Source organism: Virgibacillus sp. LDC-1 (assembly GCF_030137545.1).
Lineage (GTDB): Bacteria > Bacillota > Bacilli > Bacillales > Amphibacillaceae > LDC-1.
Map to the genome: position 1 here is coordinate 118,677 of NZ_JARUVL010000007.1, position 13,962 is coordinate 132,638.

Annotated in this window: 13 protein-coding genes; 1 reads left to right on the plus strand and 12 read right to left on the minus strand. The window is 37.2% G+C overall.

The genetic code is table 11. The features are described from left to right. Nucleotides 1-186: 186 nt before the first annotated feature. From QBK89_RS08330 to QBK89_RS08380, 11 genes are all read right to left on the minus strand, one after another. Nucleotides 187-1,134 (minus strand): hypothetical protein, encoded by a 948-nt coding sequence (locus QBK89_RS08330; RefSeq protein WP_284140580.1) that lies wholly within the window; start codon nt 1,132-1,134, stop codon nt 187-189. Next, nucleotides 1,127-1,648, minus strand: coding sequence for a sigma-70 family RNA polymerase sigma factor (locus QBK89_RS08335; RefSeq protein ID WP_284140581.1), 522 nt, complete (start codon nt 1,646-1,648; stop codon nt 1,127-1,129). Before QBK89_RS08335 ends, QBK89_RS08330 begins: the two co-directional genes overlap by 8 nt. A gap of 309 nt (nt 1,649-1,957) precedes the next feature. Next, the gene (gene pstB, locus QBK89_RS08340) at nt 1,958-2,755 is read right to left on the minus strand and encodes a phosphate ABC transporter ATP-binding protein PstB (protein ID WP_284140617.1); all 798 of its coding nucleotides are present in this window, start codon (nt 2,753-2,755) and stop codon (nt 1,958-1,960) included. A gap of 100 nt (nt 2,756-2,855) precedes the next feature. Then, entirely contained in the window at nt 2,856-3,740 is an 885-nt protein-coding gene (gene pstA / locus QBK89_RS08345; protein ID WP_284140582.1) for a phosphate ABC transporter permease PstA, read from the minus strand. Nucleotide 3,741: 1 nt separating this feature from the next. Next, nucleotides 3,742-4,698: a phosphate ABC transporter permease subunit PstC gene (pstC, locus tag QBK89_RS08350; RefSeq protein WP_284140583.1), complete on the minus strand. Its 957-nt coding sequence runs from the start codon at nt 4,696-4,698 to the stop codon at nt 3,742-3,744. Between the two features lie 163 nt (nt 4,699-4,861). Further along, nucleotides 4,862-5,836 carry a PstS family phosphate ABC transporter substrate-binding protein gene (locus tag QBK89_RS08355; protein ID WP_284140584.1) on the minus strand — a complete coding sequence of 325 codons (975 nt, stop codon included), beginning with the start codon at nt 5,834-5,836 and terminating at the stop codon, nt 4,862-4,864. Nucleotides 5,837-6,042: 206 nt separating this feature from the next. Then, on the minus strand, nt 6,043-7,386 hold the full coding sequence (locus QBK89_RS08360; protein WP_284140585.1) for a sodium-dependent transporter: 1,344 nt from the start codon (nt 7,384-7,386) through the stop codon (nt 6,043-6,045). A 438-nt stretch (nt 7,387-7,824) separates the two neighbouring features. Then, a complete protein-coding gene (locus QBK89_RS08365) occupies nt 7,825-8,898 on the minus strand; it encodes an ABC transporter substrate-binding protein (RefSeq protein ID WP_284140586.1) in 1,074 nt (357 codons plus the stop codon). Beyond that, nucleotides 8,895-9,695: an ABC transporter permease gene (locus QBK89_RS08370; RefSeq protein ID WP_284140587.1), complete on the minus strand. Its 801-nt coding sequence runs from the start codon at nt 9,693-9,695 to the stop codon at nt 8,895-8,897. The genes QBK89_RS08365 and QBK89_RS08370 overlap by 4 nt, the downstream gene beginning before the upstream one ends. A gap of 1 nt (nt 9,696) precedes the next feature. After that, complete coding sequence (locus tag QBK89_RS08375) at nt 9,697-10,500, minus strand: ABC transporter permease (protein ID WP_284140588.1); 804 nt, start codon at nt 10,498-10,500, stop codon at nt 9,697-9,699. Further along, on the minus strand, nt 10,490-11,602 hold the full coding sequence (locus tag QBK89_RS08380) for an ABC transporter ATP-binding protein (protein WP_284140589.1): 1,113 nt from the start codon (nt 11,600-11,602) through the stop codon (nt 10,490-10,492). Before QBK89_RS08380 ends, QBK89_RS08375 begins: the two co-directional genes overlap by 11 nt. Before the next feature lie 337 nt (nt 11,603-11,939). Between QBK89_RS08380 and QBK89_RS08385 the strand changes: the two genes are divergently transcribed. Beyond that, a complete protein-coding gene (locus QBK89_RS08385) occupies nt 11,940-12,824 on the plus strand; it encodes an aminoglycoside 6-adenylyltransferase (protein WP_284140590.1) in 885 nt (294 codons plus the stop codon). A gap of 56 nt (nt 12,825-12,880) precedes the next feature. Here the strand turns inward: QBK89_RS08385 and QBK89_RS08390 are convergent, their stop codons facing one another. After that, a complete protein-coding gene (locus tag QBK89_RS08390) occupies nt 12,881-13,804 on the minus strand; it encodes a DUF2628 domain-containing protein (RefSeq protein ID WP_284140591.1) in 924 nt (307 codons plus the stop codon). Nucleotides 13,805-13,962 lie beyond the last annotated feature (158 nt).

Below are 13,962 nucleotides of genomic sequence, written 5' to 3' on the forward strand. Positions count from 1 at the left end.
ACGATCCAGTAAAGTGAAATACAGGCATGCGAATACTTAAAAAAGGCTCGATTATCAAAAACGATAATCTGCCTTTTTTGTTATTTTTATCTTGTAAAAAGTTAGATATTGATTCATTCTATCGGCTCTAAGGTAAACGCTCAGAATATAGTATCTGAGCGTTTTGTAATGGTATTGCTGTGGATTTTATTCAAGGTTACTCCATAATTTTGAAAATACATTTTTATTTATTTCAAAGTATGCACCCATGAATCCATAATAGATATACCCCTCTTTTAATAGAGTAAGTCTAACCGTAGTACCGTCTTCTAAATGAATACTTAATTCTCTATACTGTTCGTCGGTCCGTGAATTACTTATTGGGTCTGAGTTTTGAGTGCGCGGGAAAGGTTTCGCCTTGTTTAGTTCTGTAACAAAGGTATTTATTGTTTCCATATCTGTAATAGATTGATAATTATCAATACTGTTATCCCAATCACTAAATGTTCTATATTGTGCAGAAGATATATTTCCAACCATATTTAATTTACCGAAAATATCTTGGCCACTATTTATTTTAATTCCATTGAGATTCTCAAAAAACTCGGCATAAATCTTCCCGTTTTGCTCTTGATATGTCATTATTCTAAAGTTTTTATCGTACCCCTTAACAGCGTATACATCTGTCTTTCCCACTGTCGATGCAAACTCTTCATCATAGGCTTCTTTTTTGCTCCATTCATCTATTGTTCCTTTTGTAGTTCCGAGCTTTTCACCTAAAATATCCTTTGCAGCTTTGGCGTCTATCTCTGACCTTGTTTGTGTATAAATTTTACCGTTATATACAATTAAGCCAATCATGTCAGCATTCATATTTCCCTCTGATAATTGAATCTCCGGGATGTTCACTCCACCATCATCGGTAATAAATGGTGTAGCTGGATGATTTGCTGTATCATTTAATCCGTTATTAAACAAAGCGAAGGCTCCGATAGATATTAGTAAAGCGGCAGCAATACCAATTACTTTTACATTATATTTTTTCTTAGTATTTTTCATTTCTTGTTTTGCTTGAGAAACGCCCAGTTTAGTCTTTTCATGCAGTTCTTTTGGGATTTCAATTTTATTCATTTCTTGTTTAATATTATTACTCATAGAAACCATCTCCTTTCAATTTAGTACGGAGCTTGTCTAAAGCTCGATATAAAATTGTTTTTGCCGTACCTAAAGGAATAGTAAGTGTTTCTGAAATCTCTTTGAAAGTTAAACCTTCGTAAAATCTTAATATAACAACACTTTTTTCTTCTTCATTTAATCCTTCAATTAAGTCTTGGACTGTCACTTTTAAATCAGTATTTTCATTGATATCTCCTGATACATTTTCCTCGTATTCTGGCTTTAATTGAACTACTTTCTTCTGCTTTCGAAGTAAATCGAATGAGCAGTTTATTGCTATTCTTAGTAACCACGTTTTAAAGTATTTTGGCTCTTTTAGATATTTGATGGTTTTAAATGAACGATATGCTGTTTCTTGAACCACATCGAGTGCATCACTTTGATTTTTCACATATACAAAAGCTATTCGATATATATCTTGTTCATATTCCTGAAATAAAGACAAAAACGCCTTATCATTCCCTTTTTGTGCCTTCCTTACTAAATTTAACAAACAGTAGCCACCTCCTTAATTACTTTCATTTATTAGACGAACAATGTATTGATTTGGCTTTAAATTTTTAAAAATAAGTTCACTATTAACTATCTTAGATAGATTATATCAATCAAACACGTTGTCAATAATTCAAAAGTGTAGTGCTGGTGTTTTTACCATTTTTCTTTTTTAGTTATAAAAGTCATATAGAAGTTATAATGGGGTCGAAGTATCGTTAGAGCCAAAATAAAAAAGACTGGTTATGTTCATTGGAAAGGTTTTAACCTCCAAACAAACCAGTCTTTACGCATATTGAGACGCTGAATATTAGCCGAAGCGTCCATTAATATAGTCCTCTGTTCTGCGGTCAGAAGGATCATTAAAGATAACATTCGTCTTATCAAATTCTACGACTTCACCATCAAGAAAAAATGCAGTTTGATCTGAAATTCGCGCTGCCTGCTGCATATTGTGCGTTACGATAACAATTGCATAATCACCCTTTAGCTCGCGAATTAATTCTTCTACCTTTAATGTCGATTTAGGATCAAGAGCTGATGTCGGCTCATCCATCAAAATAACATCTGGCTCTATCGCTAGACAACGTGCAATACAGAGGCGTTGCTGCTGACCACCTGAAAGGCTATAAGCATTTTCGTGTAATCGATCCTTTACTTCATCCCATATATAAGCTCCACGTAAGCTTTTCTCTACAATTTCGTCAAGCACCAATTTATTTCGAATACCATGGATTTTAGGACCATATGCAACATTTTCATAAATTGATTTTGGGAATGGATTTGGTTTTTGAAACACCATACCAACTCGTGTCCGTAACTCTTCCACCTGCATGGATTTATCCAAAATACTTTTACCATTATAATTAATCGTTCCACTCGTACGAACTCCTGGTACAAGCTCAACCATTCGGTTTAATGTTTTAAGATAGGTTGATTTTCCGCATCCAGATGGACCGATGATTGCAGTTACTTCCTTTTCATGAATCGTTAAATTGATATTTTTTAATGCGTGAACCTCACCATACCAAAGGTTTAAATCTTTTGTTTCAAATACAACTTCTTTTTCTACTACTGAATCTGTTAAAATACTTGTTTTATTTTGCATCGGTTTGACCTTTTCGTTATTCACAATGGTTAAAGCACTCATTTATTTCACACTCCTTTAAGAATTTAAGAACAAGCGGTGCACATCGCTTGCAAAGCTATTAATAACGTCTTTGGAATTTGTTGCGAATTACAATTGCTGTTGCATTTAATAGGAGTAGCACCATAAGTAACACGACAATCGTTGCAGCAGCTAAATAAGCATATTCGGTAACGAGTGATGAATCTAATGTCCAGTAATAAATTTGCATCGGTAGTACCGTAAATTTATCGAAAATACTGCCCGGAAAAGGGATTAGTAAAGCAGGAATACCGATAACTACTAATGGCGCTGTTTCACCAATTGCTCTTGAAAGTGAGAGAATCGCTCCGGTTAAAATGCCTGGTAATGAGGCAGGCAGGATGATGTTTTTAATTGTTTGCCACTTCGTTGCTCCCATTCCAAGGGATGCCTCACTCAAATAGCCTGGAACAGCCCGAATAGCTTCTTGACTGGCTACAATTACGATTGGAAGAATAAGCAGGGACATCGTTAATCCGCCAGCAAGCACGATATTGCTAAAATCAAGTGCACGAACAAACACGGTCATACCTAGAATTCCATACACAATGGACGGAACCCCAGCTAAATTCGCAATATTAGTTTGAATAAAGGATTGCAGCTTCCCTTTTTTTGCATAAAGCTCCAAGTAAATGGCAGTTCCCACTCCTAAGAACATTGTTACAGGGGCAACGACGACCATGAGCCATAAGGTACCAAGGATGGCACCCATAATTCCTGCTCGTTCTGGCTGTGTTGATAGTTTCCCAGACAGAAAATCAAGATTAATCCAGCTAATTCCCTCTGAGAAAACGCGAATAATTAAAATGCTAAGCACGATAATACCGAATAGGCTAGAGAGAAAAAAGAGTCCTTTGGCGACCGTATTCATGGTGACACGTAATTGCATTCTTTTTTGAACAGTTGCACTATCCATATGCTTCATATCAATATTCCTCCCTAAACTTCCGTGAGACATAGCGAGCAAATAAGTTCATCCCAAGGGTGAAAACAAATAGCGTCATCGCAACAGCATACAAGCTGTAATAAATAGTCGATCCTGCCGGTGCATCTCCGCCAGTAACCTCGACAATATATGCAGTCATTGTTTGCATTGATTGTGTAATGTCAAATGTGAAGTTTTTTGAGCTTCCACTAGCGATCGTAACAATCATCGTTTCACCGATTGCTCTCGATATACCAAGCACGAAAGAGGCGACTATTCCTGAAAAAGCAGCAGGAACAACTACTTTTAAGGCAACCTCCAGCTTAGTTGATCCTAAAGCAAGTGCACCTTCACGCATGGCGTTAGGAACAGCATTCATTGCATCCTCTGATAGCGAAGCAATCATTGGGATAATCATAATTCCCATTACAATACCTGGACTAAGGATGTTCGTTGCTTCTAAGCCAGGAATCATTTGTCGCAATAGAGGGGTGACAAATGTAAAGGCAAAAAAACCATATACAATTGTTGGAATGCCCGCTAACACCTCTAGCATTGGCTTTAGTACTTTGCGAACTTTTTCTGATGCAAATTCACTTAAATAGATTGCAGACATTAACCCAATTGGGGCAGCGACAAGCATTGCAATCAAAGATGATATGACTGTACCTGTAATAAGAGGTAATACACCGAATTCAGGGTTTTGACTTAACGGTTTTAAAACGGTTCCAGTAAAAAATTCTATCATCGATACATCTTTAAAAAAGGAAAGGCTTTGTGTTAATAGGATATAGATAATGCCAATTGTAGTCAGGATGGAAATGCCTGCTACGAGAAATAATATAACTGGAATTGCTTTTTCAAAAGATTGCTTTGTTTTTTTGGTATGCTTATTTTCTTCGATCATTTCTCTGACATTGATAGGATGCTTTGATGGAAGCCCACTTTTTAGAAACATCAGATTTTAATTCCTTTCTTTGTCAAATTCAATCATCATGCAGTTGTTCTCTATTTAAATGGGAGTTAAACCGATTCTTAAATCGCGCATTATAAAGGCGCAAGAAGATGAGAACTATGAAGTCCTCATCTTATAAATGCATTTGATTGTCAGGCTGCTCGTTTTATAGTCCTTTCAGAAAATCAATGTTTTCCTGTACCTCTGTTTCCGGAATTGGTGCAAAGCCAGTTTCCCCTGCGAACTTGTTAATGTTGTTCATTACAAACAGGGCGTAATCCTTTACCTGCGCTTTTTCTTTTGCTTGATTTACGTTCAAGTAAGTGAAGACAGGTCGTGTAAAATCTGCATATGCTCCATCCTCAGCAATGGTATCTAACGATGGCTCCACCGCGCCGTTTCCGAAGTCCACATGCACAGCTTGCAAATTGTCTTGGTTGTTTACGTAGTAACCAAACCCGAAAAATGCAATGCCGTTTTTATCTTCCGAAACAAGCTTTACAAGTGTAGAATACTCTTGCTGTAAATTCACATCACTTACAAGATCCTTTTCTTCTAAAATATTTTCATAGAAGAATTCATATGTTCCATGGTTTTCGTTTGGACCATACGTATTTATTTTTTCAGCTGGCCATTCGGGATTAATATCAGACCATTTTGTCACATTACCATCTGCTAAGAAGATTTTTTTTACATCTTCTGCTTTCAATTCTTTTGCCCAATCATTGTCTTTATTAATAACAAATGTAAGTCCGTCTAACGCAACCTTCAGCTCTTTCACATCGATGCCAAGTTCTTTTGCTTTTGCTGCTTCTTCCTCTTTTATTTGGCGAGAAGCATCGTTAAAGTCTGTGCCGTCTTCTACTAGGAATTTTTTGAATCCTGCACTTGTACCAGCACGGCTTACTTCAACAGAAACGTTTTCTTGCTCTGTTGTCATATATTCTTCAGCTATACGAGCCATTAAAGGATAAACTGTCCCCGAACCGTCGATTACGACACTTCCTTCTAGCTCTGCTGTTCCTTCTGTATTTCCTTTATCTTCTTTTGCTTCTTTCTCTGCGTCTGTCTCCTGGCAAGCTACTAATGTAACCGCAAAAATAGCAATAACAAGAAACATGAAATATTTTTTTAACTGCATTCGAATTGTCCTCCCTTTTTATAGGTAAAACTAGTTTTGAAGGTTTCCCTTCTCAATTTCTAGTATAGGAGGTGTTTATTAAGCGAGTATGAGGGTAGTGTAAAGGTTTTGTAAATTTGCCTTTCATTAAGCTTTTTCCTCTGTAACAAGGGCATAATAAAAGACCCTTTTAAAAAGGGCCTAGTATCAAATATTCGTATGAAAGGTTACCAAATTTGAAGTACATCAAGCATGACGACAATAATTAACACTGGTGCGACATAGCGAATGAGGAAAAACCACGTACGAAACAATCCGTAGCTAATTCTACTGCCTTGCTTTAACTCTTCATATAAGGCAGATTTCTTCATTTTCATAGAAACAAAAAGGGCCATCAGTAAAGCGCCAATCGGCATTAAAATGTTACTGACTAAGTAATCAGCAAAATCAAAAATGGATTTATTAAACAGCGAGATGTCACTCCAAACACCAAAAGAAAGTGCAGAAGGGATACCTACGATAAAAATAAGTAAACCAATTATCCATGCCCACTTCTTTCGTTTTTGAATGTCCCCTTTTGAGATGACCGCAACAATAATTTCCAGCATCGAAAACGCAGAGGTTAGCGCGGCAAAAAGAAAGACGATTAAAAATGCAGCAAAGAAAAACATCCCAAATGGTAGTTGACTAAAAATAGTTGGTAATACGTGAAATAATAAAACAGGTCCAGCATCAGGCTCAAGTCCAAATGAAAAAACAGCTGGGAAAATAGCAAGACCTGCTAAAAGTACAATCGCAATATTCATTGCTACAATGGAAAGTGCTGATCGCGGTAAACTTTGATCTTTTGGTAAATAAGAGCTGTATGTAACCATAACAGAAACACCAATACTTAATGTGAAAAACGATTGGCCCATTGCTTCTAAAATCGTTTCTGAAGTAACCTTTGAGAAATCAGGGAAGAATAGAAAGTTCATTCCTAGACCTGCGTTTTCTAAGGTAACTGCACGAACAACTAAGATAATAAATAAAATAGATAATGCCGGCATCATAATAGTACTTGTTCGTTCAATTCCTTTTTGCACGCCTTTAGCAACTACAAGAATCGTCACTACCATAAAAATAAATTGCACGGTTAAACTGAACGCTGGGTTAGCAATTTTTTCACCAAACAGTGCAGCATATCCGCTCGTATCTAATGAACTTAAGTCACCTGAGAATACCATTCCAAGATAGCCTACGACCCATCCTCCAATAACACTGTAAAAGGATAGAAGAATAAAGCATGTTACCATCCCTAATATACCGATCCAAAACCATGGTGTACCAGGTGCAATCTTTTTAAACGAACGAACAGCATCCTGCTGCCCAGTTCTTCCGATGGTGAATTCTGCAATTAATAATGGAAGGCCGAGTATTAATGTAAATAAAATAAAAATGAGGAGGAACGCTCCCCCACCGTTTTGCCCTGTAATATAAGGAAATTTCCAAATGGCACCTAATCCAATAGCTGATCCAGCAGCAGCTAAAATAAAACCAAGTCTTGTTGTGAATTGTTCACGCTGATTCAAGATAAATACTCCCTTCTTTACGTTGAGACTAACGAAATATATTATTCCAATTTTCCTTTATTGATCATGGATTGTCAATCCTGAGTATTGTTGTTTCTGAATAATGGTTCGAAATCAGAAAGGAGTTAGGACAAAACAGTAGAATTTGTTTTAAAATACACATCATACCACCGCAGTTTGAAAATGGGGTTCGCATTCACCACAATCGATCGAGAAAGCCCCAAACGATCAAGAAAGTGCGACAAACGATCAAGAATCGGGGCAACTCGATCAAGAAACCGCCTCAAACGATCGAGAAAGCCCCCAAACGATCGAGAAACCGCCCCAAACGATCGAGAACACCCCAAATTCGATCGAGAAACCGCCGCAAACGATCGAGAAAGTGCGACAAACGATCAAGAATCCCCTCAACTTGATCAAGAAACAGACGTGGCTTGTTTATTTTGGATGCATTTTAAATTCCAAAAAGAGATCATTATAATACGAAAGCATTTTTGGCCCTAAATTTTTATATACTTCTAGTTTTTCGGTCAGCTCTGGTGGAGGATAGAAGCGTTCATCATTTACCATTTCTTCATCCATATAGGAAAGTGCTGCTTTGTTAGGTGTTGAATATGCCACATATTCCGTGTTTTGAGCAGCGATTTCAGGGTCTAGCATAAAGTTAATAAATTGATGAGCTGCCTCTATGTTCTTAACTGTCTTTGGAATAACCATATTATCAAACCATAGATTGGAGCCTTCCTTTGGAACTACATAGTCAATTGCTTCGTTTTCCCACATAATATCGGCTGCATCGCCAGACCATAGCACAGCAATTGCTGCTTCATTATTTTGCATGAGTAACTTATTTTCATCTCCAACAATGGCTTTAATGTTCGGTGTGAGCGTCTCTAGCTTTTGTGAAGCTTCCTGTAAATGCTGTTTATTCGTATCGTTTAAGGAGTAGCCAAGACTATTTAACCCCATCCCTATGACCTCACGTGCACCATCAACGAGTAAAATTTCATTTTTTAATGCTGGATCCCATAAGTCATTCCAGCTTGTAAATGTTTTGTTGGGCAATAGCTCTGGATTAAAAGCGATTCCTACAGTCCCCCAAAAATAGGGGATGGAATATTTATTGCCTGGATCAAAAGGCAAATCCATAAAACGATCATCAATGTTATTCAGGTTTGGAAGCTTTCTGTGATCTAGTGGGATAAGGAGATCCTCTTCCCGCATTTTATCAATCATATACTCGGAAGGAACGGCGATATCATAGGTAGTTCCACCTTGCTGTATTTTTGTTAGCATTGCTTCATTGGAATCGAAGGTTTCGTAAATAACATTGACCCCTGTTTCTTTTTCAAATTGTTTAATTAAATCCATATCAATATAGTTTCCCCAGTTATAAATGGTGAGTGTATTCTCGCCACTATAGCCTTGTGACTCATTCATTGCTTGTATCGCATATAAAAGGATCGCGGACAGGATAATACCTGCTATAAAAAGCTGCAGCAGTTTTTTCATTTTCTAATCCCCACTCCTTTCATATTCGTACGTTGCGTTATGAAATAATAGACGATCACGAGTAGTATCGTGACAACAAATAAAACTGCAGATAATGCATTAATATTTAATGAAATTCCTTGCCGTGCAAGCGAGTATATTTCTACAGACAAGGTAGAAAATCCATTTCCTGTAACAAAGAACGTAACTGCAAAATCGTCTAAGGAATACGTTAATGCCATAAAGAATCCAGCGAAAATACCTGGTGTAATATATGGTAAGACAACCTTTGTAAGCACATTCCAATTGCTTGCTCCAAGGTCTTTTGCAGCATCAACTAAAGAAGGACTCATCTCCATTAGCTTTGGCAATACGAGTAGCACAACGATCGGGATACTAAATGCGATATGGGAAAGCAGGACAGAATAAAAACCAAGCTTAATCCCAGCAAAGGTAAATAAGATTAAAAATGATGCGCCAATAATAACATCTGGACTAACGATGAGCACATTATTTAACGAAAGCAGTGTATTTTTCATTCGTTTTTTATATGCGTGAATACTTAAGGCGCCAAACACACCGATTATCGTAGCGATTAAAGATGATAATAGAGCGATTACGAGTGTGTTTAAAACAATGATGAAAAGACGTGTATCATGAAAAAGCTCCTTATACCAATCTAAGGTGAATCCTTCAAAATGACTCATCGTTCCTCCGCTATTAAACGAATAAAAGATAAGGAAGAAGATTGGTGTATAAAGAATCGCAAATATAATAAATAGAAATATTTTTGCAGTAGGAGTTGATTTATGATGCATGTTACACCCCTCGCTTTCTATCGCGGGTTAAGAACATAATGAAAAACATCGCGATAATGAGAAATACAGCGATCGTCGCGCCCATGCCCCAATCCTGTGTCACAAGAAAATGCTGTTCGATTGCGGTTCCTAGTGTAATAACACGGTTTCCGGCAATTAGTCTTGTAAGCATGAATAAGGAAAGTGCAGGGATAAATACGATTTGGCAGCCAGATTTAACACCATCAATAGTTAATGGAAAAATAACTCTCCGAAATGCGGTCCACTTGGATGCGCCTAAATCGTTTGCAGCATCTAAAAGCGAAGGATTCAGTTCGTTAAGCGCATTGAATATCGGCAAAATCATAAACGGAATAAAAATATAGACTGCGACAAATATAAAGCTAAAATCGGTAAACAAAATTTGCCTTGAGCCAATTCCGATCATTTCTAGGAGGCTATTTGCCATCCCGTATTGTCCGAAAATTCCAATGAATGCATATGCCTTTAACAAAAGATTTACCCATGACGGCACAATAATAAGTAAAAGCCAAAGCTGCTTATGCTTTGTTTTTGTTAATAAATATGCAGTTGGGTAAGCAAAGAGTAAGGAAATTAACGTAATTAAAAAAGCATACCAAAACGAGCTTAATGTCATTTTTAAATAAACGGGTGTAAAAAACTTTTGATAATTAATTAGTGAAAAATTTCCTTCAATATCAAAAAAGGAATAATATAAAACAAGCATGATAGGCGCGATTACGAATAGCACGATCCAGAGTGAATACGGAATCATGTACAGGTTGCGAGTCAGCTTATTTCCCATCCGCTTCTCCCTCCGTGTAGGCCTCTAGTCGCCGATCAAATTCCTCTTCTGTTTCGCCAAGACGCATGACGTGGATTGCTTCTGGATCAAAGTACAAGCCGATTTTATCACCTACACTTGCTTTTTTTGTAGAGTGAACGAGCCATTCATTCCCAGCTTCATCCGAGCCAAAGATTTCATAGTGAACACCACGGAAAAGCTGCGAATCGACGGTGATTTGTAGCTTTCCTTGTTCTGGCGCTGTAATTTGCAGATCCTCAGGACGGATAACGATCTCGACAGGCTCCTGTGCACTTATTCCTTGGTCCACACATTCAAATTCACGACCTGCAAATTGAACGAGGAAATCTCGTACCATCGTTCCCTCCGCAATATTTGATTCACCAATAAAGTCGGCTACAAAGCGATTAATAGGCTCATCATAAATATCAATTGGCGTACCACTTTGTTGGATTTTTCCTTTGTTAATAACAAAGATTTCATCGGACATTGCCAATGCTTCTTCTTGATCATGTGTGACAAAAATAAACGTAATTCCTAGACGGCGCTGCAACTGGCGAAGCTCGTACTGCATTTGTGTCCGCAATTTGAGGTCAAGCGCTGATAATGGTTCATCAAGTAAAATAACCTCTGGCTCATTAACGATCGCACGGGCGATTGCAACACGCTGACGTTGTCCACCAGACATTTCACTTATTTCCCGATTTTCATAACCAGCTAGATTTACAAAGCTAAGTGCTTTCTTTACTTTTTCTTCGATTACTTTATTTTTAAGCTTTTTGATTCGTAAACCAAAAGCGACATTTTCAAAAACATTTAAGTGTGGAAATAGGGCATAGTCCTGAAAAACAGTGTTAACCTGACGTTTGTTGGCTGGAATATGATTGCATTTTTTCCCATTAAAATAAATGTCACCTGAGGTTGCTTCAATAAACCCTGCAATTAAACGGAGGATTGTTGTTTTACCGCAACCAGATGGTCCAAGCAATGTATAAAATTTTCCACGCTCTATTTCAAAGCTAACATTGTCTAGTACAGGTTGGTCATCCCCAAATTTCTTCGTAACATTTGTAAATTGAATCATTGGAATTGGCTTGTTCATTTACACTCTCCCTTTTGTTTTCTGTTTAAAATGCGAACATGTTATATGAAAGCTTGCGGGCTTTCTGGAAAATAGCTTTATAGAAGCTTGTTCCCGTATTCTTTATTCATTTAAACCCGGTCTACTTGTTAGTCATATGTTGTGATGCATTTCGGAATAATTATACAAGAAATTTTACGAATTGGAATCTTTTTTTTGCAACTTCAATTTCTTCGATTAAAATTTCTTGTTAAGCGTTGGTAAAAAAGGGATAGTTGGGAATGAAATAATCCGTTTATCTTATATACTGTTACAATAAAAGAAGAACATAATGCGATGCTAAACAGGGGAGGTATTTATGAGAACAGAACAAGAGATGATGGACTTGCTTATTCGAATTGCGAAAGACGATGACCGTGTTCGAGCAGTGTACATGAACGGTTCGCGAACAAACTCGAATGTGAAGAAGGATATTTTTCAAGACTACGATATCGTGTACGTAGTGACAGAAACGAGATCTTTTATCCAAGATCAAGCATGGATTCACGCCTTTGGAGAATTGCTAATGCTCCAAGAGCCTGATAAAAACGATGCTGCGCTTCATAAGAACGATAATAATAACCTGTCCACCTATGGTTATTTAATGCTTTTTACAGATGGAAATCGAATTGACCTTCACATTGAAACGGAAGACCATATGCTTCGAAACTATGGAAATGATATGCTTACTGTTCCATTAGTCGATAAGGACAATATACTCCCAGATATTCCTGCTCCCACTGATCAGGATTACTTCGTGCAACGACCGACTGAAGCAATGTATAGTAGCTGTTGTAATGATTTTTGGTGGTGTTTACAAAACGTAGCAAAGGGAATCTGGCGGGATGAATTACCTTATGCAAAGCAAATGTTTGAATGTGTCGTGCGTCATCGCTTAGATGAAATGGTTTCTTGGTGGGTTGGAAGTAACTATAACTTTGAAATATCAGTCGGAAAAATGGGAAAGTATTTTAAAACCTATTTGCCCACGGAATATTGGTCTATGTATGAAAAAACATATGCGGGATTTGAATATAACGATATGTGGGAAGCAATCTTTATTTCATGTGAATTGTTTCGTACATTGGCACAGGACTTATCAGACCAATTATCCTTCCGCTATCCAGAAAAGGATGACAGCAATATGATGAAGTATTTACAAACGGTAAGAAGACTTCCGTCTGATGCAACGGAAATCATGTAGGATGCCCAAGTTAATAAAAAACGAGCACCTCCCCCGTTTAGGAGAAGTGTGCTCGTTTATTGTTCTTGATATAAGTCATAAATATAATCGAGAAAATCACTGGAATCATATACATCAAGCTCTTCGTTATCAACGGAAACAGAAAGGATATCAATATCTTCATAATCGTCACTATTCGCAAAATGAAAAGTAACTTCATGCGTTTCTTGGTCGATTGTTAGTTCTCCGTTGAAATCAACATAGTCTGTTTTATCAACTGTTTGAATAAAGGTCCATTCTCCTTTATCAAAAACAACTTCAAACATATCATGTAAATTAATATTTTCTTCTTCATCATATACTGCATATTGAACCTCATCGATAGGACTAACATTTAATGGAATGAACTGGGTCGGTATAACATATGCACCAATGAGAATAAGGAATGAGAAAAGCACACCAAGCCAGCTGGCCCCACCCTTTTTCTTATAAATGGTTAAGCGATTCTCATAGTTAGGAGTTGTGGCACGCGTTTTTTTTACGTGTCGTATGGCATGCTTTTTATAAAGCTTATTACCGAAAAAGCCAATAAGCACGAATGTGACAACGCTAATTACTTGGTCGACCGGATCATTTTCAAATGCTAGTAGGTTTGCTAAGTTATATGTATATCCACTTAAGTATAATAAAAAATCCATTACCAACCACACAAGGGAAAAGAGAAACACGAATAAATACATTTTGCGGTATCCGAGCCAGAATGGGCCGAATAAAAACGCGAAAATATTAAAAGAGATACCATTACGAGTTGCTGATTTTTCCCACTTTCGTGCATAGTAGCCTTTATCATCTTGAATATAATCGTATATTTCCTCTTCTAAGGATGGATTACCTTCATATGTTTGTTCATGTGTTGTTGCACTTAGTTGTTCGTCAGTACCCTCGTTAATAAACGAATTAGCCTTGCCGCACTTTGGGCAATATTGGTTATTTCTCTCCATTTGATTTCCACATTTACTACAAAACAATGATGACACCTCACTTTAAAATAATGGTTTGTTCCTTATATCGGCATATTTTCCCAGTTGATGTAATTTCTTTAGTTACATTGTGAATGACTGAAGAATAATTGAGGAATAGTGGATTGGCAATGCCCATA